Genomic DNA, 25,801 nt, shown 5'->3' with positions numbered 1-25,801 from the left:
TCTGAAATTCTTGACTTTATACGATTACTTTAGAAACTAAATGCTTAACTTTTTCAAAAGGCTCAGCGACAAAATGATCTCTATTTTTTATTTTTTCCGGGAAACGAATATGGTATTCAAATTCCTCTCTAAAGTGACGAATTGCTGCTGCCACTGGCCAAGCCGCCGCATCACCTAATGGACAAATTGTATTCCCTTCAATTTTACTTTGAATGCTCAACAGCAAATCGATATCTTCTTCACGACCGTGACCATTTTCGATTCGGTGCAATACTTTTTCCATCCAGCCTGTTCCTTCACGACAAGGAGAACATTGACCACAACTTTCATGGTGATAAAAACGGGAGAAATTCCAAGTATTACGAACAATACAAGCAGTATCATTATAAACAATAAATCCACCTGATCCTAACATAGAACCAGTTGCAAATCCACCGTCACTTAACGATTCGTATGACATCAAACGATCTTCGCCAGCGGCAGTTTTATAAATTAAATGGGCAGGTAAAACGGGAACGGAACTTCCTCCCGGTACAAAAGCTTTTAAAGGTCTGTCCGAACTCATTCCGCCCAAATATTCATCAGAATTCATGAATTCGTAAACACTTAATCCCAATTCAATTTCATAAACACCAGGATTTTTTATATGTCCTGAAGCCGAAATTAATTTGGTTCCTGTAGAACGGCCGATTCCAATTTTAGCATATTCCGCACCTGTATTGTTGATAATCCAGGGCACAGCAGCGATTGTCTCTACGTTATTTACAACCGTTGGATTTGCCCAAAGTCCTGAAATAGCAGGAAATGGTGGTTTGATACGAGGATTTCCTCTTTTTCCTTCCAAAGATTCAATCAATGCAGTTTCTTCCCCGCAAATGTAAGCTCCAGCACCACAATGAACATAAAGTTCTAAATCGTATCCTGAACCTAATATATTTTTACCCAAAAATCCAGCAGCTTTTGCTTCATTAATGGCTCTTTCTAATATTTTATATACCCACATGTATTCGCCACGAATGTAGATGTATGAAAGGTTTGCACCCAAGGCATAACTGGAAGTAATCATTCCTTCGATCAATAAATGAGGAATAAATTCCATCAAATAACGATCTTTGAAAGTTCCTGGTTCTGATTCATCCGCATTACAAACTAAATGTCTTGGCTTTCCTGATTTTTTATCAATAAAACTCCATTTCATTCCTGCAGGAAAACCTGCCCCACCACGACCGCGCAATCCGGAAGTTTTCACTTCTTCGACTACTTCGTCAGGTGTTAAAGTTTTTATTGCTTTTTCTACTGAAGCATAACCCCCGTTTTGACGGTATACTTCGTAGGTTTTAATTCCTGGAATGTTTATTTTGTCTAATAATATTTTTTGTGACATATTATTTATCGTGTACTATTATTGTATCGTTTTTGCAATCTTCAATTAACTGGTCAATTTTTGCTGCAGTCAAATGTTCTTTATAAAAATCGCCTAACTGCATCATTGGGGCGTATCCGCAAGCTCCTAAACACTCAACTCCTCTTACTTCAAATAATCCGTCTGGCGTTGTTTCCCCCACTTTTACTCCTAATTTCTCACAGGTGTAATCCATTAAATCTTCTACTCCATTCAAACAACAGGGAGACGTTTGACAAAATTCGAACATGTATTTTCCAACTGGTCTTTGGTTGTACATCGTATAAAACGAAACCACTTCGTAGACCTCGATCGGCTTGATCAAAAGGATTTCGGCAACTTTATTCATTAATTCGATACTCAACCAATTCTCGTGAGCATCTTGAACTTCATGCAAAACAGGCAATAATGCCGATTTTCTTTTGTCTTCAGGATAATGACTAATCAATTCATTGATGCGATTCATCAATGCTTCGGTCATGTTTATTTCTTGTTTGTGATACGTACGTTCCATTTTTTATTATTTCAAATTTTGAATGCTAAATTTTAAATGTTTTTTTTTGATTTTCATTCATCATTTATAATTCATCATTTATAATTTTATTAAGCGTCTAATTCTCCGGCAATAACATTTAAACTTGACAAAATAACAATTGCATCCGATAGCAATGAGCCTTTAATCATTTCCGGATACGCTTGATAGTAAATAAAACAAGGTCTGCGGAAATGCAATCTATAAGGCGTTCTACTTCCGTCTGTAACCAAATAAAAACCTAGTTCGCCGTTTCCACCTTCAACTGGATGGTATATTTCAGCAACTGGAACAGGAATTTCTCCCATTACAATTTTAAAATGGTAAATTAATGATTCCATATTAGTGTACACATCTTCTTTTGGAGGAAGGTAATAATCTGGAACATCAGCATGAAAGTCATTTCCTTCCGGCATTTTTGCTAATGCTTGACGAATAATACTCAAACTTTCCCAAACTTCGGCATTACGAACACAAAAACGATCGTACGTATCTCCTGATTTTCCAACAGGAATAATAAAATCGAAATCTTCGTAAGAAGAATAGGGTTGTGCCACACGAACATCGTAATCAACACCCGCAGCACGTAAATTTGGACCTGTAAATCCATAAGCCATAGCTTGTTCAGCAGTTATAGCCCCTACATTTACTGTTCTGTCAATAAAAATTCTATTTCTTTCGAATAAGTTTTCAAATTCTTTCCAAGCAGCTGGAAATTCTTCTAAAAACACATCTAATTTTCTAAAAGCTTCTGGCGACCAATCTCTTTCGAAACCACCAATTCTTCCCATATTAGTAGTCAAACGGGCTCCACAAATTTCTTCGTAGATTTCGTAGACTTTTTCTCTAAATTGGAACACATATAAAAATCCGGTATAGGCTCCGGTATCTACACCAAGAATGGAATTACAGATAATATGGTCCGTAATTCTTGCCAACTCCATTACTATTACCCTTAAATATTGCGCTCTTTTAGGAACTTCAATATCCAATAGTTTTTCTAATGTCATCCACCAACCCATATTATTTATAGGCGAAGAACAATAGTTCATTCTATCAGTAAGAGGGGTGATTTGGTAAAAAGGACGGTTTTCAGCAATTTTTTCGAAAGCTCTGTGAATGTAACCAATCGTTGGTTCCGCTTCCAGAATTCGTTCTCCATCCATCAACAAAATATTTTGAAAAATACCATGTGTTGCTGGGTGAGTAGGCCCTAAATTCAAAATCGAAAGCTCGCTTCCGTCTTCGTTTAGCTGTTCCTTTATTCTTTTAGCATAGCGATGCTCTGGTGGTAATAATAGTTCTGACATTTATTTAATGTGAAAAATTATAATAGTGAGTATTTTTAATAATTGTCTGTCGTTCTTCCAAAGAAACGGTCATCTTTATCCGTTCTTCCGCTATCTTCCATTGGAAATTCTTTTCGCATTGGAAAAGAAATCATTTCATCCATATTCAAAATACGTTTCAATTGTGGATGACCAATGAAGTTTATGCCATAAAAATCAAACGTTTCTCTTTCCATCCAATTTGAACTTAAGAAAATATTAGATATCGTTTTTATTTCTGGATTTTCACCATTGATAAATGCCTTGATTTTAATTCTTTTGTTTTCGTACCAATTGTGCAAATGATAAACAACTGCAAATTGATGATCCACATCATTGTCAGGGTAGTGAATCCCACACAAATCAGTCAAAAAATGAAAACGTAATGTAGGGTCATTTTTCAAAAAAAGAATCACCGCCGTAATTTTATCGGCAGCAACTTCAAATGAAAATATATCTTTTTCTTGCTTGAATTCAAAAACAGCCGAATCAAATGTTTCGACTAATTTTTCTTGGATTTGTATTGTTTCTAGCGCCATTATTTTATTTGATATTATAAGAAGCCAATAATTCTTGGTATTCTGGAGAACTTCTTCTTCTTACAGATTCGTTTCTTACTAATTCCTGCAATTTCATAACACCATCAACAATTTGTTCTGGTCTTGGCGGACAGCCAGGAACATAAACATCAACCGGAATTACTTTATCAATCCCTTGCAAAACAGAATAGGTATCAAAAATTCCACCTGAACAAGCACAAGCACCAACAGCAATTACCCAACGAGGTTCTGACATTTGCTCATAAACCTGACGTAAGATTGGCGCCATTTTTTTTGAAATTGTCCCCATTACCATTAGCATATCCGCTTGACGAGGAGAAAAACTCACTCGCTCCGAACCAAAACGTGCTAAATCATAATGCGAAGCCATTGTAGCCATAAATTCAATCCCACAGCAAGAAGTCGCAAAAGGCAAAGGCCATAATGAATTAGCGCGAGCCATTCCCACAACATCATTCAGTTTTGTAGCGAAGAAACCTTCCCCAACAACACCTTCAGGTGGCTCAACCATATTTATTTTAGAATTGCTCATTTTTTATTATTTTGAATTATAAACTTCGAATTATAAATTACAATGAAACCATTTAAAATTTAGAATTCAGCATTTAAAATAAATCTTTATTCCCACTCTAACGCTTTCTTTTTGATAATGTAAAAAAAGCCTACCAAAAGCAAAAGCATAAAAATTACCATTTTAACCATTCCTTCCATTCCCAATTCTTTAAAATTGATTGCCCAAGGGTAAAGAAAAATCACCTCAACGTCAAACAAAACAAATAATATAGCAACAAGAAAATATTTAACTGAAAATGGAATCCTTGCGTTACCTACTGATTCGATACCGCATTCGAAATTTTTATCTTTGATTTCAGAGTTCCGTTTTGGACCTAATTTCCCAGAAATAAGTATTGTTCCAACTACAAAACCTACAGCTAAAACAAACTGCATTAAAATAGGAATATAATTTAATTGATCGGACTGCATAAGTATGTTTTTTTCGTGCAAAAATAAGCAACAAAGATAGGTTTCAAGGAATTAAAACACAAGCTAAAAACTGAAATTAATTTCTATGAAAATATGATTTTCTCGCAATTTTTAATGATTATAAATAATTTCGTATTCACAATGTCCTTTTTTCATAATAAAGCAAAAAAAAACGCTCCGAATATATCGGAACGTTTTAAACATTCGTAGGCAAAAAAAATAAATTTTTATGCTTAGATCACTGCTACTTTCGCAGCAACTTTTCCTTTTCTTCCTTCTTCTTCTTCATAACTAACTCTGTCACCTTCGCGTAATTCTTCCGCGTTGATTCCTGATGCATGAACAAAAATGTCTTTTCCTGTTTCTTCGTCTGTAATGAATCCGTAACCTTTAGATTCATTGAAAAATTTAACTGTACCTGTACGCATTGTAATAGTAATAATAATTTATAATGGAGCAAATGTAATATTTAATACAATACGAAAGACATTCTTATGTTTTTATTTTGTAAAAATATTGATATTCAACGTTTTCTGACAAATTTAAACGATAAACTACAACTCCGCCAATTTTATATGGAGCTCTTTTAACTGTGATTCATCTATTGCAGATGGAGCGTCAATCATAACATCTCTTCCTGAATTGTTTTTTGGAAAAGCAATAAAGTCCCGAATCGTTTCCTGACCACCTAAAATCGCTACTAATCTATCCAATCCAAAAGCCAAACCTCCGTGTGGCGGTGCACCAAACTGGAATGCATCCATCAAGAATCCGAATTGTGCTTTCGCTTCTTCTTCGGTAAAACCTAGATATTTAAACATCAATTGTTGTGTAGCTTTATCGTGAATACGAATTGAACCTCCTCCAATTTCATTTCCATTTAAAACCATATCATACGCATTAGCACGAACTTTTCCTGGATTTGTTTCCAATAAATGCATGTCTTCCGGCTTAGGAGACGTAAAAGGATGGTGCATAGCATGGTAACGACCGCTTTCTTCATCAAATTCCAATAATGGAAAATCAACAACCCAAAGTGGCGCAAATTCAGTTGGCTTTCTCAAACCTAATCGTGTTGCTAATTCCATACGCAACGCACTTAACTGTCCCCGTGTTTTATCAGCTGGTCCAGAAAGCACAAAAATCATATCTCCTGACTGTGCTCCTGTAGTTTTTGCCCAATTGCTTAAATCATTTTGATCGTAGAACTTATCTACTGATGATTTATAAGTTCCATCTTCGTTGCATTTTACATAAACCATTCCTGACGCACCAACTTGAGGACGTTTTACCCAGTCAATTAATCCATCTATTTCCTTACGGGTATAATTCCCAACTCCGGGAACAGCTATTCCAACAACTAATTCTGCAGCATTGAAAACTGGGAATTCTTTGCTTTTAGCTACTTCATTCAGCTCGCCAAATTCCATTCCGAAACGGATGTCCGGTTTGTCATTTCCATATGTTTTCATGGCATGCTCGTAAGTCATTCTAGGGAATTTCTCTACTTCAATACCTTTTATTACTTTTAATAAATGTCTTGTCAACCCTTCGAAAATATTCAAAATATCTTCTTGTTCCACAAAAGCCATTTCGCAATCGATTTGTGTAAATTCCGGTTGTCTGTCAGCACGTAAATCTTCATCACGGAAACATTTCACGATTTGGAAATATTTATCCATTCCACCCACCATCAATAACTGCTTGAAAGTTTGCGGTGATTGCGGCAAGGCATAAAATTGTCCTTCATTCATTCGAGAAGGAACAACAAAATCTCTCGCTCCTTCCGGAGTAGACTTAATTAAATAAGGTGTTTCCACTTCGCAAAAATCCAAATCTGAAAGATACTTGCGCACTTCCATCGCTACTTTATGACGAAAAAGCAAACTGTTTTTCACAGGATTCCTTCTAATGTCAAGGTAACGGTATTTCATTCGGATATCTTCTCCACCATCTGTCTCATCTTCAATCGTGAAAGGTGGCGTAAGCGAAGCGTTTAGAATGTTCAATTCAGTAACTAAAATTTCTACCTCTCCTGTTGGAATGTTTTTATTTTTGGCTTCACGCTCAATAACAGTTCCTTTTACCTGAATTACAAATTCACGCCCTAATGTTTTTGCCAATTCGAAAACTGATTTTTCAGAACGTCCTTCGTCAAAAATTAATTGCGTAATTCCGTAACGGTCCCGCAAATCAACCCAATTCATAAATCCCTTATCGCGTGATTTCTGAACCCAACCTGCGAGTGTAACTTCAGTATTAATATGCGAGGCGTTCAATTCGCCACAATTATGACTTCTATACATGATCTAAATTTTAGATTGCAAAAGTAAACACAAAAATCAAATTAATCCCTAAAAATTATACCCATAGGTACTATTTAAAATAAAATATTATGTTAATGTTTAAAATTTTTATAGGTAATTTCCTTTATTTTTAAAATGCTATAAATTCAAAAACAATTAATTATGAAGAAACATTTTTTGAGCGCCCTTGTTCTAATCAGTACTTTGAGCACTATATGTCAAAACAAAAAATATATGACTTTTCAGGCTGAAATAGCTAACAAGAATGGAGACGCAATCTACATCCCTGACAATAAAAACAAATTAATCAAAAAAATCCAAGTCAATAAAGAAGGTGTTTTTAAAGACACCATGAATGTTGTCACAGGTAGATATAGTTTATGCTACGGTAATGAATTTACGATAGTATACTTGAAAAATGGCTTTGATTTAAAGCTAAAAATGGACACCAAACAATTTGATGAATCGATAGTATATAGCGGAAAAGGAGCAATAGAAAATAATTTTTTAGCTCAAAATTCTCTATTCGATGAACAAACAAACATAGGCCCCTTACTTACTTCTACCGAAGCTGATTTCACGAAAGGACTTGATAAGAAAAAAGTGGATGATTTGAAGCGATTGGAAAACCCAAAATTAGATCCTGTTTTTGTCGCTCTTCAAAAGAAAAGTATTGATAAAAATCACAATGGTATCGTTAAATACTTCAAAATGAATTATGAATCTAATTTAGCTAAAAGCAAATTAGTAAATACGATGTCTCCTTCTTTCTTTTGATTATGATAATTACGCGGGAGGTAAGACAAAATTAGAGGATTTAAAAGGCAAGTATGTTTACATTGACGTTTGGGCGACTTGGTGTGGCCCTTGTCGTGCAGAAATTCCTTTTAAAAAAAAAAATGAAGGAAAATACCATGATAAAAACATTTCATTTGTAAGCATTTCAATAGATGTGCAAAAAGATATGGAAAAATGGAAAACATTAATAAAGGACAAAGAATTAGGTGGAATACAACTTTTTGCAGATAACGATTGGAATTCTAAATTTGCTAAAGACTACGGAATCAACAGTATTCCAAGATTCATACTGATTGATCCAAACGGAAAAATTATAAATGCTGATGCACTAAGGCCTTCAGCTCCAAAATTAGAAATCCAATTAAACACACTCTTAAATTAATTTATATCAAATGAGCAACAAAGTCAATACGAAAGTGTTGGCTTTGTTTGTGTCTAAAAAAATTCCAATGTTAAGCTTTTGTCTAATGTTACTAAATTGTTATCTAAAAGTTTTTTTAATGTAAAGTATTCGTTAATTTTGATAAAGAAATGTAAAATATTAAAAACTCAAGATATGAAAAAATGTATTATTTTAATTGCAATATTATTCTCAGGAATGATTTTTGCACAAGAATCAAAACCAGTATTGGAACCTTTTGGTAAAAAGCTAAAAGCAACTTACTTTTTTGAAAATGGTCAAGTGCAACAAGAAGGTTTTTTTGAAAATGGAAAACTACAAGGAGTTTGGGTTGCTTATGATGAAAAAGGAAACAAAATTTCGTCAGGAGAATATAAAAATGGTCAAAAAACTGGTAAATGGTTTTTTTGGTCTGAAAAAAATGACAATGGCTTCCATAATTTAACTGAAGTTGATTACTCTAATAACACTATCGCTTCCATTAAAAACTGGAAACAAGAAGCATTAGTTAACAGAAACTAAAGATTATTTTACTTAAATAAAAAGCTTTCGCACAAAACGAAAGCTTTTTTTAGTTCTATCAGTGTCTAGTCTTGAAATAGCGACACACAAAAACATCGTTATGGAAGTAAACACCAATTTTGTTAAGCATATTAAGAGAGATTACAGTACACCCTTAAAGCTACAAAACGCAAAACTGTCTAATCATTATATGGTGAATTCGATATTTAGGACTCCTGTGTTTGAAAGATTGTAAACAGACAATTCTCAAAAGATTATTTTAGTTATTAAACATGTTGCTTTAGCAATCAAGTTATTATAGAAAAAGAAAAAAATGGAGTATAAAGGAAAATCTATCAGACCGTTTATTGGCGCTAAAAATTATGAAATATCACGTAATTTTTATCGTGATCTTGGATTTCAAGAACATATTTTATCTTCTGATATGAGCTATTTCAACACGGATGGCTTGGGTTTTTATTTGCAAAATGCCTATGTTAAAGATTGGGTAGACAATACAATGGTTTTTATGGAAGTAGATGACGCAAACCAATTTTGGAACGAATTATTGGAATTAGAACTTACTGTAAAATATGAAAATGTAAAATTAGTAGCTATCCGCGAGCTTGATTGGGGAAAAGAATGTTTCTTACATGATCCATCAGGAATTTTATGGCATTTTGGAGAATTTAATACGAAATAAGATTTTAGACAAGTAATTATACATCAATGAAGTATAAAATTGCAAAAAAACATAATTAGACCAACCAAAACCCAATATTAGAATTATAAAACATAACTGTTTATACCCCTGAACTTTAAAAATTTTATTATTATTATTATTATTATTATTATTATTATTATTATTATTATTGCCTTATTATTTGTAGCCAACGGTTTATGTTATGCACAAAAAGAATCAATGAACTGGAATGGTAAAAAATGTGCCGTGGTCCTAACCTATGACGATGCACTGAATATTCATCTTGATAAAGTAATCCCGATCCTTAATTCATTTAACTTTAAAGCAACATTTCACCTAATCACATCATCACCAGTCGTTACGGCTAGAATAGATTACTTCTGTATTTAAAAGAAAGAGAAAAAGATATTTGGGTTACCACAATGGTAGATTTAACTAAATACATCAAAAAAAAGTGTGAAACCAAACGAATTTAGTTTCACACTTTTAATAAAATATCAACTACTAATTTTTACCAGAACTTCACGTACAAAGCAAAAATAATCAATAGCGTTATTACAATCAATACAGTTGTTTGTGGTTTTACCTTAAACATTTCTGTATCTAATTCGAATGCTTTTGGATTCACTTTTGGTCCAGCAAAACTGATGGCAATCATTAGAAGCATCGTAAACACAAAAGACAATCCCATACAAATATGGAATGGGATTTCGAAACCACCTTTTCCATTGGCGAAAGCTGTGTATAACAATGTTTCATTACCAAACAATGCAGGTGCAAATTCATTAAACAAAACTGACAATAAGAAACCAGAGATTACCCCTACTATAGCAGCTGTACCCGTTGTTCTTTTCCAGAACATTCCAAGGAAGAACATAGCAAATACACCTGGACTAATAAACCCTGTATATTTTTGAATGTAAGTGAAACCACCCACACCACCAATTCCTAAAACATCATTCCAAGTAAACAAAACAGCAAGAAGCATTGCAGCAAAAACTGCATATCTACCGATGTTTACTTGAGCTCTATCGGTAGCGTCTTTTTGAATGTATTTTTTATGTACATCCAAAGTATAAATAGTAGAAATACTGTTCACTTTACCTGCTAAAGAAGCAACAATCGCAGCTGTCAAAGCAGCCACAGATAATCCTTTTAAACCTGTAGGAAGAAATGTCAACATTGCTGAATAGGCTCCGTCTTTTCCACCAACTAATTGTGGTAAATGCCCATTTTCGTGTAAAACAAAAGCAGCAATACCAGGCAACATAACGATAAGTGGCATTAATAATTTCAACATACCGGCAAACAATATACCAGTTCGGGCAGTTTGTAAATCCGCTCCCAAAGCTCTTTGAGTAATGTATTGGTTACAACCCCAGTAATTCAAATTAATAATCCAAATTCCTGCTAAATAGGACATCATCCCTGGAAAAGTAAGATACTTATTGATTTCCAATTGAGAAGACGCAGCTGTAGGTCTTGGAATAATCATTTTGAAATGCTCCGGTGCTTTTTCCATTAACACTTTGAAACCAGCGATTGCGTTTTCACCAAAACCAAAATAGTGTCCAACGGTAGTCAAAGCAATATAAGAAGTAACTAATCCTCCGATGATCAAAACAGCAACCTGAATTACATCCGTATACGCCACCACTTTCATTCCTCCTAAAGAAATCAGCAATGCAAAAAGAGCTAAACCAATCATAATAGCGTGTAGGTATTCCCCACCAGCTAAACCATTAATGGCAACAGCTCCTAAATATAAAATAGAAGTTAAGTTTACAAAAACATATAAAAACAACCAAAAAACAGCCATAATTAAAGCCGTAGATTCGTTATATCTGGTTTTTAAAAATTGGGGCATGGTATAAATCTTATTTTTTAAATAAACAGGAATAAACCAAACTGCAACAATAATCAAAGCAATAGCAGCAATCCACTCATAAGCAGCAACAGCAATTCCTAAAAAGAATCCCTCTCCACTCATTCCGATGAATTGTTCTGCCGAAATATTAGAAGCAATCAATGAAGCACCAATAGCCCACCAAGTAAGAGTTCCTTCTGCAAGAAAATAAGCTTTTGCATCGTGTTCGTTTTTTTCACGTTTGCGATAGATGGTATATCCATAGGTGGACACCACGATAAAATAGATAATAAATACTGCGTAATCCGCAAAAGCAAGGTTCTGGTTCATGAGTAAATGGTTTTTTAGAAATTAATATAAATGAATGCGACTTGTACTATTTTTTTATTATTAACTGAACTATTTTTATTTTTTACATAAAACACATCTTATAATTTGGTTAAAAATATACAATTCCATTACAAAATTTAAGTATAAAATGTGATATGTGTTTAAATTATATTGTTATTTTATGAATTACGAAAGTCAAAAGTAAAATAAAAATATTTATTTATGTCATTTATAAATGTATTTTTTACATTTATTACCATTATGTAAGTTAAATACTTAAAAGAGTGGTATTCCCCCGTATTAAATACTAATTTTATTTCTGATTCATTTCACTGGTTTACAATACTGTTTTTATTTATTTTAGTTGCTCTTTTTGATTTTCTGCTCCCATTTCCAAGCACTTGCCATCCCTTCTTCAAGAGTTGACTCTGTTTTCCAGCCAAGAATGTTATTCGCCTTATCCGTATTGGCATAAGCCGAAATCACATCTCCTTCCCTTCTATCAACAATCTTGTAGGGCAATTTTTGTCCACTTACTTTTTCGAAAGCAGCAATAACTTCTAAAACTGAGCTTCCTGTTCCCGTTCCCAGATTAAAAGTTTCTATTTTAGCTAAATTCTTTTTGTTTACCAATCGCTGCAAAGCAATAACATGCGCTTTAGCCAAATCGACAACATGAATATAGTCTCGTACACAAGTCCCGTCAGTTGTTGGGTAATCATCCCCATAAACGGATAATTCTTTTCTCAATCCAATTCCGGTTTGGGTAATAAAAGGCACTAAATTTTGGGGAGTTCCTATAGGCAATTCACCAATTTCTGTTGATGGATGAGCACCAATAGGATTAAAATAACGCAACAAAATAGCGTTAATCCCACTTACTTTTGTAACATCCGTAATGATTTCTTCACCAATTTGTTTGGTATTCCCATAAGGTGATATTGCTGGTTTAACTGAGGCACTTTCATTAATCGGCATTGTTTCGGCTTGACCATAAACAGTACATGATGAGCTGAAAATAAAATGAGACTCCAGTTTTTGTTGCAATTCCTGAAGCAAGTAGATTAGAGTATTAATATTGTTTTCATAATACAGTAATGGGTTTCCTACACTTTCACCAACTGCTTTAGAAGCTGCAAAATGAATTACACCAGAAACATCAGAATGTCTTTTGAAAAAATCCTGAACTGATGCTTTCTCTCTCAAATCAAGCTTTTCAAAAACCGGCATTATACCTGTTATAGCAACTATGCCCTTTAAAACTTCTTCAGACGAATTAGAAAGATTATCAATAATCACAACTTCAAAACCTTCATTTTGTAATTCAACTACAGTGTGCGAACCAATAAATCCCAATCCGCCAGTAACTAATATTTTCATAATTTATTTTTTATACTATTTAAAAACAGTAAATTCAGTAGATAACTTCTAAATCATTAATTATCTTTTTAACTATTTGGTTGCCTTATTTTACTTCGTTAATCTCTAAAACTACACTCGTTCTTTTCAAAGAAACATTTGGATTTATTCCAGCTTTCATTAAGAAATCGCCTGAGTAAACTTTATCAGAAGCTATAGATGAAGTAATACCTGGATACACGTTAATTTCTTTTACCGTATATTTTTTCTTTGGATTTAATCCGTTTAATACAACTGGTCGCTCAGTAGCAGTAATATTAAATCTATTATTCACTAAGTAGTTAAAAACAACTGCTTTACTTTTCTCTGGATTTACATACATCAATGCTGCAATATTGTTTTCGTGAGGATTCACTAGTCGAAACATATCGCCATGCCAAACTATATCTTTAAATGAATTGTAATTCGAAATAGCTTGTTTGCAAAATGTTTTATCATCAGGGTTTAATTTGCTTGCTACAATATCAAAACCCAATTTTCCCATACTAGCCACATCAACTCTAAATTTTAGTGGTTGTTTTCCCCAATCGGTCACGTGGTTACAAGTTGCAATCGAAGGGAAGAAATAGGAGTAATCCCATTGAACAAAAATTCTTTCCAAAGGTTCGGTATCATCTGTTGGCCAAAATTCTGTAAAATACTTCAAAAATTCATAATCACCACGTCCACCGCCACCAGAACATAACATCATTGGAACTTTTGGATATTTGGCACGAATTCGTTGCAGTACTTTATACAATCCTTTAGTGTAATCTACATACAAATTAGATTGTGGCAATCCTTTTTTATTAAGGTATGCGGAATAGGCGTTATAAATAGTCGCATTACAATCCCATTTTATAAATGCTAATTCTGGATTTTTTACAAATAGATTATCTACAATTCCAAAAACAAAATCTTGAACTTCGGGATTCGACAAATCTAAAACGAGCTGATTTCTATAATAAATCTCAGGTCTTTCTGGTTGACGAATGACCCAGTCTAAATGTTTTTCATATAACTCGCTTTTAGGATTTACCATTTCTGGTTCTATCCAAATACCAAATTTAACTCCTTCTTTTTTAGCTTCTTTTACTAAATAGCCCAAGCCGCTTGGAAGTTTCTTTTTATTCTCCTGCCAGTCACCAAGCCCTGCATCATCATTATTTCTTGGATATTTATTGCCAAACCATCCATCGTCTAACAAAAACATATCAACACCCAAATCTTTTGCATCTTTAAACAAGCCTTTAAGTTTATTTTCATCAAAATCAAAATAAGTGGCTTCCCAATTGTTCAATAAGGTAAGACGTTCGCCTTGACCATCAAGAAGTCTGTATTTTCTTGCCCAATCGTGAAGGTTTCTACTGGCTTCGCCTGTACCATTATTTGAAAGTGCATAAATTAAAGAAGGAGTTTTAAAAATTTCGTTTGGAGCCAATGAATATTCAGAAGCAAAAGGATTGATTCCAGCAATTAGTCTAAGATTTTTATTAGAGTCGATTTCAAATTCAAGTTTAAAATTACTACTCCAAGCTAATTGACCTAACATCACTGTTCCATCATTTTCTGAAGCTGGTTTTCCAAAAGAAACCATAAAATTAGGAGTTTGTGTAAGCATCGCTCTAGTTCCTAATTTTGTATCTAAAGATCTTATTCCCTGCACAAGCTTAGTTTCAACAGGTTGCATTTCTTTTAGATATTCTCCTTGAAAACTGGTGAGATAGAAATCTTTTCCTCCAAAAAACAAATTTGCTGAAGCGTATTTTTGTAACAATACCGCTTTCTTCTCGTTATGTTTTATCTCAGTCCATTGCTCAATTACATTTTCTTTTGCCCAAACTTTATAAAACAAAGTTACCTCAAACGGATAAATTGGATCTTTAAGAATAATACTGGTAATCGAACTATTAGCGTCTATTTTTTCAGTTTTATGACTTACATATTTTAGTTCTAAAGAAGTATTTCCATCTGCATGTTTGACCTGAATGGCTGGTTCAGAAAGATTCCAAGTGCCCGATGGCGTGTATGCAGAATTGTAAATTCCCTGATTAGAATAATCATAATTATATCCCGCCGAAACCGTTGCAAATTCATTTTCATTTTCAAGTGGTTTACCAAAATAAACTGTCATCAAACGATTATTATTATCTGTTTGCAACAACATCATATTGCTATTAGTTGCGATAGGTATTGTAACTTTTTGCGCCCATAAACTGATGACACCAAACATAAAAAACAATGTAAAAACACCCTTTTTATTGAAACAGAATTTTAGTTTTTCTTTCATAATAAATAATTTTAACAGCACCTTTCTATCAGCTCATTTTATTTCACCCCTATTTATAATTGCTAAAACAGGAGTGAAATTTTTATTTTTTATTTCTTTTTAGGTTTAATAACAAAACCGTAATTATATTCTTTATTTTTCAATTGATATTGTTCGTGTGGCATAGCGCCCCAACTGTTGTCTCCACCAACACCTCTTTGTGCTAAATCAACACATACTACAACTTCATGACGTGGTGTAATATCATTAGTATGACGGTGTTTTTTAGTCAAACCTGGATCAAAATCTTCAGGATAATTATTTAATGCGCTTACCCCTAGCGGCTGTAAACCTTCAATTTCAATACCATTTCCTGAACTATTTGTAAGTGTTAACCAACGAACGTCCGTTTTATATCCATTTTCTTGAGGACGTGTGTAAGGAACATATTGATCGGCAACTTTACTTTGGTAAATTCCTTTCAAAGAAGAGGTATTTCTATCTTGATAGTTTTCCCAAGGTCCTCTTCCATAATAACTAAAATTATCTAACTCCTTTTTAAGTGAGAATAGCATCCCAAAACGAGGCATTTCGGCTAATTGATTTTCTCCCGCTTTGAATGAATTTTCCACCGTTAAACTACCAGTAGAATCCATTGTGTAAGTAATTGTATAAGCGGAAGCTACATCCTTTAAGAAAAGGTGAGCCACTACTATCGTTTTACCGGACACTTCTTTGACCTCAATAGCATCCAAATTACTGAATCTTCCCACTGTTCTCCATACATTACTGCTTACTTGCATATAATTACCAAAATCATTATCCGTAGGTGCTCGCCAAAAATTAGGAACCGGCATTTGATTGAAATAATATTCGTCGTTAGATTTATATTGTTGCATTAAACCCGTTTTCTTATTTATAGTCACTTCAACACCAGCTGCACTAAGAGTGACCTTATCTTCAGTATTTTTAACTATAGGATTTGTACCAGCATCAGCTGCTTTAACAAAGTATTTAGGCTCTCCAATTGAAAACTGTTCGCGGGCTACTTCAAAATTTTGAGGTAAAACTTCAGTACCATCTTTTGTGTAGGCAAAAATATTTAAAAGATATTCTACTCCGTCTTCGGTAGATAATTTTGGCAATTCTAGCTGAACCTGTTTCTTAGATTGTGGTGCAAGACGAATAGCAATAGTTCCCGTTTTGACAACTAACCCATTTTTCAGCACTTCATATTTGAAAAGATATTTATCAAGATTGGTATAACTAAATCCATTTTCTATTTGAACAAGTCCTTTTTTCAAATCAACTCCTGAAAATAAAATATCTTGGTACACTTTTTTAACTTCAAAAGCACCTGGATGGGGCGTACGATCTGGCCAAACTAAACCGTTGTGACAGAAATTCTCGTCATTGGTATAATTTTGACTTCCCATATCACCACCATAGGCCCAGTATTTACGTCCTACTTCATCAGTCATTTCAAATCCTTGATCTACCCAATCCCAAATAAATCCTCCTTGCATGTTTTTGCTACTGCGAATAACATCCCAATATTCTTGAAAATTTCCACTGCTATTGCCCATAGCATGAGCATATTCACACATAATAAAAGGGCGTTTTACGTCCTTACGTTTAGCATATTCTTTCATGTAATCCATACTTGGATACATCGGACAAACCACATCCGTATTTTCTTTTTCTCCTGCTTGCTCAAATTGAACCAATCGTGTTTTATCTCTATTTTTTATCCAATTATAAGCCTCTTGAAAAACTGGTCCGTTTCCGCATTCATTACCCAAAGACCAAAGAATAACCGAAGGTTGGTTTTTGTCGCGTTCCACTAAGCTATAAATACGATCCATGTGAGCGGCTTTCCACTCCGGAAGATAAGCAGGATGTTTTGTTTTATCAAAAGAGCCTTGTAATTCAGCTCCCATTCCATGACTTTCAATATTAGCTTCATCTACCAAGAATAAACCATATTTATTGCATAGTTTCACCCACATTAAGTTATTTGGATAATGACTGCAACGCACCGCATTAATGTTTAATTGCTTCATCAACTTAATGTCCTTCATCATGGTTTCTTTATCCTGATAATGACCTGTTTTAGGATTATGTTCATGAATATTCACACCATGAACCATAATTCGGATGCCATTGACCAATAATTGCCCGTTCTTCAATTCTACTTTTCGGAAACCAATTTGCGTAGCAACCGTTTCAATAAAATTTCCATTCTCATCCTTTAGCGTAAGCAATAAAGCATAAAGATTTGGTGTTTCATTACTCCATAATTTAGGTGTAGAGACATTTTGTGTAAAAGTTGTTGATTCAACTGAATTAGCTCCTATATTAATTTTTATTATTTTCTTAAAAACTTCTTTCCCGGCTGCATCTACTAATTTAGCTTCAACAATTTGGTTGTTTTTTGCAACCAAATTCATATTCTTGAGTTTAACATCAACAGACAGACTTCCGTTTTTATAGGAAGCATCAAGATCAGGACGTGCAAAGAAATCAGCAATACGGGTATTAGTTGTACTATAAAGATAGACATCGCGGTCGATTCCTGACAAACGCCAAAAATCTTGGTCCTCTAAATACGATCCATCACTCCAACGATACACCTCAACAGCAACTTGATTTTTACCGGCTTTTACATATTTAGTTATATCAAATTCCGTTGGACTTTTTGTATTTTCACTATACCCAACTTTTTCTCCATTTACCCAAATATACATCGCTGAAGTTCCTGCTTCAAAATGAAGGTAAACACGGCGTCCGTTCCAGTTTTCTGGCAACTCGAAAGCACGTCGGTATGACCCCACTGGATTATCCGCATGATTAATAAACGGTGGATTTTTGACAAATGGATAGGTAATATTAGTATAAATAGGAATCCCATAGCCATCTAATTCCCAGTTTGACGGCACCGCAATTTCTTTCCAATTGGTAGCATTAAAATCTGTTTTAAAGAAATCCATCGGACGTTCATCTGGTGTTGGTGACCAATTAAATTTCCATTTTCCGTCTAACGTTAGAAACCAAGGAGAACGCGTATAATCATCCGCAATAGCAGATGACTCATCAGCATAAGGCAAAAAAGCCGCTCTTGCAGGCTCTCTATTAATCTGAAATATAGCTGGATTTTCCCAATCGTTAGTTGTTGGCTTTTCTTGTGCACACACAACCAAAGAAATAATAGTAAAAATGCAGGATAAAATTATTGCTTTTTTCATATATAATTAATTTTTAAAATCGAATTACTTTTATCTGATAAACATAAAGCTATCGGATGTTTATAAGAGATGACAAATGATTAATCCGCTATAATATAACGCATCAACCATTTGTCAAGTTCTTATTTTAATCTTTTATTAATTAAAAGGTATAACCAATATTACCAATTGGCATTTTGGGTCATTTTTGGGTTGTTATTCAACTCACTTTCTGGAATAGGGAAGTAGTTGTATTTTGCTGAGTAATTAAGATAACCGCCAACTTGACTATCTTTGATTACTTTTTCTAAAGTACCCCATCTTCTTAAATCATACCAGTGAATCCCTTCACGAGCAAATTCAACATTTCTTTGGTGCATAATCTCATCCATCATTTGGGTTTGATTCCATCCTGTCATTGTGATAGTAGCTAATTTCGCTCTGTCTCTTATTCTTTTAACTAAAGGTATCGCTTCAGCCACTTTTCCTTGCATTGTTTTTGCTTCAGCAAGCATTAAAAGAACATCAGCATAGCGCATAGCATATTCATTCAATTCTGATTTCCAATCCCCTTCGTCATTATTCCACCAGTTTTGGTTTTTTCTAATCCATATAGCATTTGCCCCAAACTTTGATGCGAAATCAGAATTATAATAGGTACTACCCGGATAGTTCCAAGCCAAAGTAGCAAGAGCTCTAGGGTCAAAATTATTATCAGCCGTTTTTTCTTTTGTCATGGCATCCAATAATACTTTTGTAGGCAACAACTCAAACCATCCTCCAACTTCTCCTGGCGCTAATTCTTGTGCCATAGTAGTTGCTCTAGTTCTTTCGGATGGATTTCCACCCCAAATAGTAGCACCACCTTGTCTGCTGAATTGAATTTCAAAGACTGATTCTTTACTGTTTTCATGTTTACCATCAAATAATTGTGCGTAATCCTCCAAAAGACCAAACCCATTTGCAGATTCGTTATTTACCAGTTTAGAAAATTGCTCTTCGGCTTTTGCCCAATCTTTTAAATACAAATACGATTTTCCAAGGTAAGCGATTGCTGTATTTTTTGTTACTCTACCTTTTAAAGCTGAAGGATAGATTTCAGGTAAAGGACTTGTAGCTGCCGCTTGAAAATCAGCAATTATTTGTTTCCACACTTCCTCTTCCGTTGATTTTTCTTTAAAATAATCTGCTGACTCTTTTACTAAATCTGTAAAAATTGGAACACTTCCAAATTCATTTACCAAATTAAAATAGTTCAATCCTCTAAGAAACGTAGCTTCAGCAACTATTTGTGCTCTTTTTGTTTCATCAATATTCTTGATTTGAGGAGCATAATTAATTACTTGATTAGCACGAAATATACCAATATACATTGCTTTATACATTCCTGTAGTCTCACTTGTACTAGGTGTATTTTTATAACTGGAAACCGCATAACGACCTGGTACATCATTTCTTGCCACAAAATTTTCGGTTCTGTTTTCTTTCAACTGCATCGCTTGTATTTCCCAATAACCTGCGTTATTGTTATCTACTAATACATTGTAAACAGTTGCTAATCCAGACTCCAAATCCTCAGGAGTTTGCCAGAAAGATCCGGTTGTTACTTTACTAGGATTTTGTAATTCGAGGTTATCAGAGCAAGAGCTTAGCAAAGCCAGTCCTCCCATAAAATATAATATTATTAATTTCTTTTTCATTTTTCGTTGATTTAAAAGTTAAGTTGCATCCCAAAAATAATAGTCTTGCTTAATGGATACGATTTATAATCGATTCCTCTACCTCCAAGTCCATCAGCCGAAACATCTGGATTGTATCCTGTGTATTTAGTAGAAGTAAAAAGATTATCACCTGCAACATAGAATCGACATTTGTCAATTGCTAATTTTTGACTTAAGTAATTAGGAAACGTATATCCTAATTGAATCGTTTTTAATCTAAGATAAGATCCATTTTCAAGGAAACGATCTGAGTAATCAGCACCATTATCATTTGGATCATCAATATTTAATCTTGGAAAATTAGAATTTGGATTAAAAGTAAATGAATTTAAAGTTGAACTAGCATAATTTGTATTTGCTTTTACTGTTGCTAAGTCAGTATTATTTCCATTATATATTTCATTTCCTTGAACTCCTTGAAGAGCAAGGGTCATATCAATTCCTTTCCAATCTGCTTGAAGACGGAATCCGTATTCAAAATCAGGAAAAGCACTACCTCTAAATTGTCTGTCTCCAGCATCAATTTTTCCATCTCCATTAAAATCAACATATCTGACGTCTCCAATTTGGGCTCTAGGCTGAATAGGATTTCCATTTACATTATGTGCATCCAGTTCTTCTTGTGTTCTGAATAATCCGTCGGTCTTAACAAGGAAAAAAGAATAAATAGGATACCCTACTTTGCTGTATGTCACTGCTGATCCATGAAATGATCCGCTAGAACCTGCAAGAATCTGGCTTCCAGTACTCAATTCATCAACACGGTTTTTTACACTTGAAATATTAGAAGTTATAGAGAAATTAACTTCTCCAACTTTTTGATTGTATGTTAATCCCATTTCAAAACCTTTATTTGAAACCTTACCAGCATTAGTATAAGGGTCATTACTAGAACCTACTGACAATGGAATTGGCACACGTAAAAGTAAATCGGAAGTGTTTTTTTGGAAGTAATCAAAAGTATAATCTAATTTACCATTCCATAACCCTAAATCAAAACCAACATTAGCCGTTGAAGTTGATTCCCATTTTAATCCAATCGCAGGATAATCTGTTTGAATGTTTCCTATCCAAAGTGTATTTGGTTCTCCTGTACCATAACTTATTCCTGATGTAATTGACCCAAGATACTGGTAATCTCCAATTTCTTGATTTCCTAAAATACCATAACTAGTACGTATTTTGAATTCAGACACAGGCAAACCTAAGTTTTTGAAAAACTGTTCTTTTCCTATTCCCCATGCTGCAGAAATGGAAGGGAAATTTCCCCATTTATTTTCTGGGCTAAAACGAGAGGAACCATCACGTCTAAAAGTTGCCGTAAGGATATATTTATTATCATACGAATATATCGCACGTCCAAGATAAGAAATCAATTTACTCTCAGTAGCATACCCTGATATAGCTGGTTGTTCAGCACCTGCTAAAACAAATATACCATCAGGCATACCTTGAACAGAACCTGAAATAGAACGGAAATTATTTTCATAAATAGTATGTCCTACCAATAAGTTTACCGAATGCTTACCAAATTTTTTAGAATAGTTTAAAGTATTTTCTATTTGATAGTATTGGTTTAAGTCACTTCCTTCCGCTAAAGTATTTTTTAAATTCTTGAAGAATCCACCCACTTCATAACGTGGCGTATAGTTATAACTTTTATGTTCTGAAGCGGTAACCCCAACATTTAATTTATATTTAAAACCATCAAAGAAACTTGCTTCAGCATAAGTATTAATCAATGCTTGGTAATAATCATTTTTAACATCAAAAAGATTCAAAGCTGCCACTGGATTGAATATATCCGTAACTGCACCTGATGCTCCACCATATCCACCTACTGCATTTTCATTATAAATTGCAAACCCTGGAATCATAGAAATAGCAGCTCCAAGAATATTTCTTCCTTGTCCTGGTATTCCTGGTAAATCATTTCTTTTTTCTTTGGTCAACATTACTGTTTCCCCAATTTTAAAAATACCTTTTTTGTAATCCGATTTAACTCTTAAGTTAACACGGTCATAATTCGTTTCCTTGATAACTCCTTCTTGATTAAAGTAGCTCAAAGACATATTATATTTTAAATTATCAGAACCTCCAGAAAGCCCTAATGAATAGTTTTGTGTAGGAGCTGCTCTGAAAATTTCATTCTGCCAATTAATTCCCACTCCAGGAACCTGAGGATTTAAAGCAATGTCTAGTGGTGCTTTACCTGCTGCACTATATGCTGCATTACTTACTTTTGCCCATTGTTCTTGATTTAATAAATCAAGTTTTTTGGTCACACTGGCAATTCCATAAAATGAATCAAAACTCACTTTCATTTCTCCTTTTTTCCCGCTCTTAGTAGTAATTAAAATTACACCATTGGCAGCTCTTGAACCATAAATTGCAGCCGCAGATGCATCTTTCAAAACTTGAATTGATTCGATGTCATTTGGGTTAAGGTTATTCATTGAGGCAACAGCAATATCATCAACTAATATCAAAGGATTGTTATTGTTTAATGATCCTGCACCTCTAATCTGAATTCTGGTTCCAGAACCAGGAGCACCACCAGCAGACTCTACAGTAACACCGGCAATTTTACCTTGTATTGCACTCCCTAAATTTGTATTACTTTGAGAATCTAATTGTGCTGCTTTTAATCCTCCCACAGCTCCAGTTAAATCACTTTTCTTAACAGTACCGTATCCAATTACTACTACTTCATCTAAGGTATTATTCTCTTCTTTAAGTGAAACATTGATCACTTTTCTACCCGCAATAGCTTCTTCTACTTTAGCATATCCAATGTAAGAGAAAACTAGTGTAGCATTAGGGTCAGCTACATTTAATTTATAATTTCCATCGCCGTCAGTCATTGTTGCATTTGTCGTTCCTTTGACGGCCACAGAAGCTCCAATAACGGTTTGAGATGTTTTTTGATCAACAATTGACCCAGTAATGGTGTTCTGAGCTTGTAAACTAATACACAACGTCATAATGATTATTGACATACTGAGTTTAGATGTTAAGAATGTTTTAATCCTTAACAGCTGATTTACGTTCTTAATGATTTTCATAAATTCATGGTTTTAAAAATTGGTTAGTTAATAGTTTTTTTGGATATTTATTTAATTATCCTTTTAAAAAAAACACAAAAGAATAGTAGCCTTCCTTGCTAAAGAAAGAAATTGAAATTGAGCTAAAAATCAATTCATTCGGAAATTTTACTATATTCTGTGTAGTCTATAGGGAATGCTTATAATGAAATCCTAATAGGTTTTTTAGAATTTCAGCACTCTTTTCAGGAGTAATGTCTCGTTGTGATTCACCAAGCATTTCATACCCTACCATGAATTTTTTTACGGTTGCAGAGCGTAATAATGGTGGATAAAAATGCATGTGAAATTGCCATTCAGGGTGTAATTCTCCATCAGTTGGAGACTGATGAATTCCTGATGAATATGGGAATGAAGTTTCAAACAAATTATCGTATTTAGTCGTCAATTGCTTTAAGGTCAAGGCAAAATCAGTGATTTCTTCTTCGGTAAAATCAGTGATTTTCCCAAAATGACGCTTGCTGATTATCATTGTTTCGTAAGGCCAAATTGCCCAAAAAGGAACCAATACCACAAAATGATCATTTTCGATTACTATACGTTCGTTTAGTTTTAATTCCTCTTTTAAATAATCTTGCAAAAGTGTGCTTCCATGTTTATCAAAATACGCTTTCAGGTTATTTTGCGTTTTCTCTACTTCTGTCGGCAATGAAGATTGCGCCCAGATTTGTCCATGCGGATGCGGGTTACTGCATCCCATAACACTTCCTTTATTTTCAAAAATCTGAACGTGATTGATGTAATCAACATTACCTAAATCAGTATATTCTTTTTGCCACGTATGAATGATATTTTCAATAGCAGCAACAGGCATTTCCGGCAGTGTAAGATTATGTTTTGGTGAAAAACAAACCACTCTGGAAATTCCTCTTTCAGGTTGCGCTTTGAAAAAAGTTTGATTTTTGTCCTCTTCAAATGCAATTTCTTCTTGCTTTAAGGCCGCAAAATCATTTTCAAAAACAAAAGCATTTTCATACGCTGGATTCACTTCTCCATTCGCACGAACATTGCCCGGGCATAAGTAACAAGTTGGATCATATTCTGGCAATGCGTCTGAAGTAACGATTTCATTTTGACCTTGCCAAGGACGTTTAGAACGATGTGGAGAAACCAAAACCCATTCGTTAATTAACGGATTATAACGTCTGTGTGGATCTTCGTTGATATCAAAATTTTTCATCCTAGTTATTGTTATAAAGTGATGTACCGTTTCCGATTTTAACATCATAAATTTTTAATTCGATTCCAAAAGCGTCAAAATAAAGTGCCGAAAGTTTCTTTTTAATCCCCTCTTCATGCCCTTTTTTAATCAAGTTGATGGTGCAACCTCCAAAACCACCACCCATTAATCGGGAACCAACTACCGCTTCTTCCTCTTTAAGGGTATCAACAATCATGTCTAATTCCGCACAACTTACTTCATAATCAGTTGACAAACCTTCGTGAGTTTCAAACATCAATTGTCCTAAAACTTCAATTTTTCCATTATCCAATGCTTCACAGGCTAGTTTTACCCGATTGATTTCTTTTACAACAAAAAGACATCTTTTGAAAACATTAGCACTCATTACCTTTTGTAATCCTAAAATATGATCTTCGTTACAATCTCTAAAACTAGTTATCTCCGGAAAATTATTTTTTATAATAGCAATACCTTGCTCACACTGCTCTCTTCTTTCATTATATGCCGAGGTCATTAATGAATGTTTTACATTCGAATCGAATAAAATCAGAGAATAATCATTGAAATCCGCATTATGATATTCGAACTCCAATGTTTTGCAATCAATTTTTATCACTTTATTTTCTAGACCCATAACACTCGAAAACTGGTCCATTATCCCACAATTGATACCTACCCAATGCTCGGCACTTTGACCTATTAGTGCAATATTAACTGGTTTTATATTCAAATTGAAAAGTTCATTTATTCCAAATAAAAAACCACATTCTAAAGCTGCCGAAGAAGATAAACCGGAACCAACCGGAATATTACTGCTAAAAACACAGTTGAATCCTTGAAACTCAAAACCATTTATTTTCAATTGATTAACAACACCGCGAATATAATTAGTCCAAACATTATCCGTTAATTCCATTGAATCAGTAACATCAATTTCAAATTCATCGTCAAGATCTATGGCAATTATTCTTGATGTATCCGAATTACTTTTTTCGAAAGCAAAACAAATAATTTTATCAATCGCTGCAGGCAAAACATAGCCATCATTGTAATCAATATGTTCTCCAATGATATTAATTCTTCCCGGAGAAAGCACTACTTTTTGTGGCTCAGCATCAAATGTTTCTTTAAAAAAAGTGATCGTTTTTTTGATTAAAATATCATTCATTATTTAGAAATTGTAAGCGTTCC

Annotated in this window: 21 protein-coding genes; 5 read left to right on the top strand and 16 right to left on the bottom strand. The window is 34.0% G+C overall.

The window, feature by feature from the left end; translation table 11 throughout:
- Positions 1–16: 16 nt before the first annotated feature.
- From nuoF to aspS, 8 genes are all read right to left on the bottom strand, one after another.
- Complete coding sequence (nuoF, locus tag ACM55I_RS00710; RefSeq protein ID WP_416844869.1) at positions 17–1,384, bottom strand: NADH-quinone oxidoreductase subunit NuoF; 1,368 nt, start codon at positions 1,382–1,384, stop codon at positions 17–19.
- A 1-nt stretch (position 1,385) separates the two neighbouring features.
- Positions 1,386–1,916, bottom strand: coding sequence for a complex I 24 kDa subunit family protein (locus ACM55I_RS00705; RefSeq protein ID WP_416844868.1), 531 nt, complete (start codon positions 1,914–1,916; stop codon positions 1,386–1,388).
- 89 nt (positions 1,917–2,005) lie between these two features.
- On the bottom strand, positions 2,006–3,244 hold the full coding sequence (locus ACM55I_RS00700; protein ID WP_416844867.1) for an NADH-quinone oxidoreductase subunit D: 1,239 nt from the start codon (positions 3,242–3,244) through the stop codon (positions 2,006–2,008).
- A 35-nt stretch (positions 3,245–3,279) separates the two neighbouring features.
- A complete protein-coding gene (locus ACM55I_RS00695) occupies positions 3,280–3,801 on the bottom strand; it encodes an NADH-quinone oxidoreductase subunit C (protein ID WP_039110431.1) in 522 nt (173 codons plus the stop codon).
- Between the two features lie 4 nt (positions 3,802–3,805).
- On the bottom strand, positions 3,806–4,354 hold the full coding sequence (locus tag ACM55I_RS00690) for an NADH-quinone oxidoreductase subunit B (protein ID WP_416844866.1): 549 nt from the start codon (positions 4,352–4,354) through the stop codon (positions 3,806–3,808).
- A gap of 86 nt (positions 4,355–4,440) precedes the next feature.
- Positions 4,441–4,806, bottom strand: a complete 366-nt coding sequence (locus ACM55I_RS00685) for an NADH-quinone oxidoreductase subunit A (protein WP_039110432.1) — start codon at positions 4,804–4,806, stop codon at positions 4,441–4,443.
- Between the two features lie 233 nt (positions 4,807–5,039).
- Positions 5,040–5,234: a cold-shock protein gene (locus ACM55I_RS00680; protein ID WP_007137066.1), complete on the bottom strand. Its 195-nt coding sequence runs from the start codon at positions 5,232–5,234 to the stop codon at positions 5,040–5,042.
- Positions 5,235–5,360: 126 nt separating this feature from the next.
- Complete coding sequence (gene aspS / locus ACM55I_RS00675) at positions 5,361–7,112, bottom strand: aspartate--tRNA ligase (RefSeq protein ID WP_416844865.1); 1,752 nt, start codon at positions 7,110–7,112, stop codon at positions 5,361–5,363.
- A gap of 162 nt (positions 7,113–7,274) precedes the next feature.
- On the opposite strand from aspS, the gene ACM55I_RS00670 reads away from it, so the two are divergent.
- The 5 genes from ACM55I_RS00670 to ACM55I_RS00650 all read left to right on the top strand — a co-directional run bounded on the left by ACM55I_RS00670 (position 7,275) and on the right by ACM55I_RS00650 (position 9,904).
- The gene (locus ACM55I_RS00670; protein WP_416844864.1) at positions 7,275–7,889 is read left to right on the top strand and encodes a hypothetical protein; all 615 of its coding nucleotides are present in this window, start codon (positions 7,275–7,277) and stop codon (positions 7,887–7,889) included.
- Entirely contained in the window at positions 7,864–8,292 is a 429-nt protein-coding gene (locus tag ACM55I_RS00665) for a TlpA family protein disulfide reductase (protein ID WP_416844927.1), read from the top strand. Before ACM55I_RS00670 ends, ACM55I_RS00665 begins: the two co-directional genes overlap by 26 nt.
- A gap of 174 nt (positions 8,293–8,466) precedes the next feature.
- The gene (locus tag ACM55I_RS00660) at positions 8,467–8,832 is read left to right on the top strand and encodes a toxin-antitoxin system YwqK family antitoxin (RefSeq protein ID WP_039110494.1); all 366 of its coding nucleotides are present in this window, start codon (positions 8,467–8,469) and stop codon (positions 8,830–8,832) included.
- A gap of 313 nt (positions 8,833–9,145) precedes the next feature.
- Positions 9,146–9,514: a VOC family protein gene (locus ACM55I_RS00655; protein ID WP_416844863.1), complete on the top strand. Its 369-nt coding sequence runs from the start codon at positions 9,146–9,148 to the stop codon at positions 9,512–9,514.
- Positions 9,515–9,733: 219 nt separating this feature from the next.
- A complete protein-coding gene (locus ACM55I_RS00650) occupies positions 9,734–9,904 on the top strand; it encodes a polysaccharide deacetylase family protein (protein ID WP_416844862.1) in 171 nt (56 codons plus the stop codon).
- A 121-nt stretch (positions 9,905–10,025) separates the two neighbouring features.
- Here ACM55I_RS00650 and ACM55I_RS00645 read toward each other — a convergent pair whose 3' ends face one another.
- The 8 genes from ACM55I_RS00645 to galK form a co-directional block, all read right to left on the bottom strand.
- A complete protein-coding gene (locus ACM55I_RS00645; RefSeq protein WP_416844861.1) occupies positions 10,026–11,711 on the bottom strand; it encodes a sodium/sugar symporter in 1,686 nt (561 codons plus the stop codon).
- 360 nt (positions 11,712–12,071) lie between these two features.
- On the bottom strand, positions 12,072–13,091 hold the full coding sequence (gene galE / locus ACM55I_RS00640) for a UDP-glucose 4-epimerase GalE (RefSeq protein WP_416844860.1): 1,020 nt from the start codon (positions 13,089–13,091) through the stop codon (positions 12,072–12,074).
- An 85-nt stretch (positions 13,092–13,176) separates the two neighbouring features.
- Positions 13,177–15,399 (bottom strand): alpha-galactosidase, encoded by a 2,223-nt coding sequence (locus ACM55I_RS00635; RefSeq protein ID WP_416844859.1) that lies wholly within the window; start codon positions 15,397–15,399, stop codon positions 13,177–13,179.
- A gap of 89 nt (positions 15,400–15,488) precedes the next feature.
- Positions 15,489–18,623 (bottom strand): beta-galactosidase, LacZ type, encoded by a 3,135-nt coding sequence (gene lacZ / locus ACM55I_RS00630; RefSeq protein WP_416844858.1) that lies wholly within the window; start codon positions 18,621–18,623, stop codon positions 15,489–15,491.
- 161 nt (positions 18,624–18,784) lie between these two features.
- Positions 18,785–20,302, bottom strand: a complete 1,518-nt coding sequence (locus ACM55I_RS00625) for a RagB/SusD family nutrient uptake outer membrane protein (protein WP_416844857.1) — start codon at positions 20,300–20,302, stop codon at positions 18,785–18,787.
- A gap of 11 nt (positions 20,303–20,313) precedes the next feature.
- On the bottom strand, positions 20,314–23,322 hold the full coding sequence (locus ACM55I_RS00620) for a SusC/RagA family TonB-linked outer membrane protein (protein WP_416844856.1): 3,009 nt from the start codon (positions 23,320–23,322) through the stop codon (positions 20,314–20,316).
- 232 nt (positions 23,323–23,554) lie between these two features.
- Entirely contained in the window at positions 23,555–24,607 is a 1,053-nt protein-coding gene (locus tag ACM55I_RS00615) for a UDP-glucose--hexose-1-phosphate uridylyltransferase (RefSeq protein WP_416844855.1), read from the bottom strand.
- A gap of 1 nt (position 24,608) precedes the next feature.
- Positions 24,609–25,778 carry a galactokinase gene (gene galK / locus ACM55I_RS00610; protein ID WP_416844854.1) on the bottom strand — a complete coding sequence of 390 codons (1,170 nt, stop codon included), beginning with the start codon at positions 25,776–25,778 and terminating at the stop codon, positions 24,609–24,611.
- Between the last annotated feature and the right edge of the window lie 23 nt (positions 25,779–25,801).

This window comes from Flavobacterium algoris (assembly GCF_048158525.1).
GTDB classification, from domain to species: Bacteria; Bacteroidota; Bacteroidia; order Flavobacteriales; family Flavobacteriaceae; genus Flavobacterium; species Flavobacterium algoris.
This window is presented reverse-complemented; position numbering and strand designations above follow the sequence as displayed.

Coding starts and splice junctions, on each gene's coding strand:
- ACM55I_RS00645 (WP_416844861.1), bottom strand. CDS start 11,711: ATGAACCAGAACCTTGCTTTTGCGGATTACGCAGTATTTATTATCTAT.
- lacZ (WP_416844858.1), bottom strand. CDS start 18,623: ATGAAAAAAGCAATAATTTTATCCTGCATTTTTACTATTATTTCTTTG.
- galK (WP_416844854.1), bottom strand. CDS start 25,778: ATGAATGATATTTTAATCAAAAAAACGATCACTTTTTTTAAAGAAACA.
- ACM55I_RS00705 (WP_416844868.1), bottom strand. CDS start 1,916: ATGGAACGTACGTATCACAAACAAGAAATAAACATGACCGAAGCATTG.
- ACM55I_RS00670 (WP_416844864.1), top strand. CDS start 7,275: ATGAAGAAACATTTTTTGAGCGCCCTTGTTCTAATCAGTACTTTGAGC.
- ACM55I_RS00625 (WP_416844857.1), bottom strand. CDS start 20,302: ATGAAAAAGAAATTAATAATATTATATTTTATGGGAGGACTGGCTTTG.
- ACM55I_RS00635 (WP_416844859.1), bottom strand. CDS start 15,399: ATGAAAGAAAAACTAAAATTCTGTTTCAATAAAAAGGGTGTTTTTACA.
- ACM55I_RS00650 (WP_416844862.1), top strand. CDS start 9,734: ATGAACTGGAATGGTAAAAAATGTGCCGTGGTCCTAACCTATGACGAT.
- ACM55I_RS00680 (WP_007137066.1), bottom strand. CDS start 5,234: ATGCGTACAGGTACAGTTAAATTTTTCAATGAATCTAAAGGTTACGGA.
- ACM55I_RS00685 (WP_039110432.1), bottom strand. CDS start 4,806: ATGCAGTCCGATCAATTAAATTATATTCCTATTTTAATGCAGTTTGTT.
- ACM55I_RS00695 (WP_039110431.1), bottom strand. CDS start 3,801: ATGGCGCTAGAAACAATACAAATCCAAGAAAAATTAGTCGAAACATTT.
- nuoF (WP_416844869.1), bottom strand. CDS start 1,384: ATGTCACAAAAAATATTATTAGACAAAATAAACATTCCAGGAATTAAA.
- ACM55I_RS00620 (WP_416844856.1), bottom strand. CDS start 23,322: ATGTCAATAATCATTATGACGTTGTGTATTAGTTTACAAGCTCAGAAC.
- ACM55I_RS00615 (WP_416844855.1), bottom strand. CDS start 24,607: ATGAAAAATTTTGATATCAACGAAGATCCACACAGACGTTATAATCCG.
- aspS (WP_416844865.1), bottom strand. CDS start 7,112: ATGTATAGAAGTCATAATTGTGGCGAATTGAACGCCTCGCATATTAAT.
- ACM55I_RS00690 (WP_416844866.1), bottom strand. CDS start 4,354: ATGAGCAATTCTAAAATAAATATGGTTGAGCCACCTGAAGGTGTTGTT.
- galE (WP_416844860.1), bottom strand. CDS start 13,091: ATGAAAATATTAGTTACTGGCGGATTGGGATTTATTGGTTCGCACACT.
- ACM55I_RS00700 (WP_416844867.1), bottom strand. CDS start 3,244: ATGTCAGAACTATTATTACCACCAGAGCATCGCTATGCTAAAAGAATA.
- ACM55I_RS00660 (WP_039110494.1), top strand. CDS start 8,467: ATGAAAAAATGTATTATTTTAATTGCAATATTATTCTCAGGAATGATT.
- ACM55I_RS00655 (WP_416844863.1), top strand. CDS start 9,146: ATGGAGTATAAAGGAAAATCTATCAGACCGTTTATTGGCGCTAAAAAT.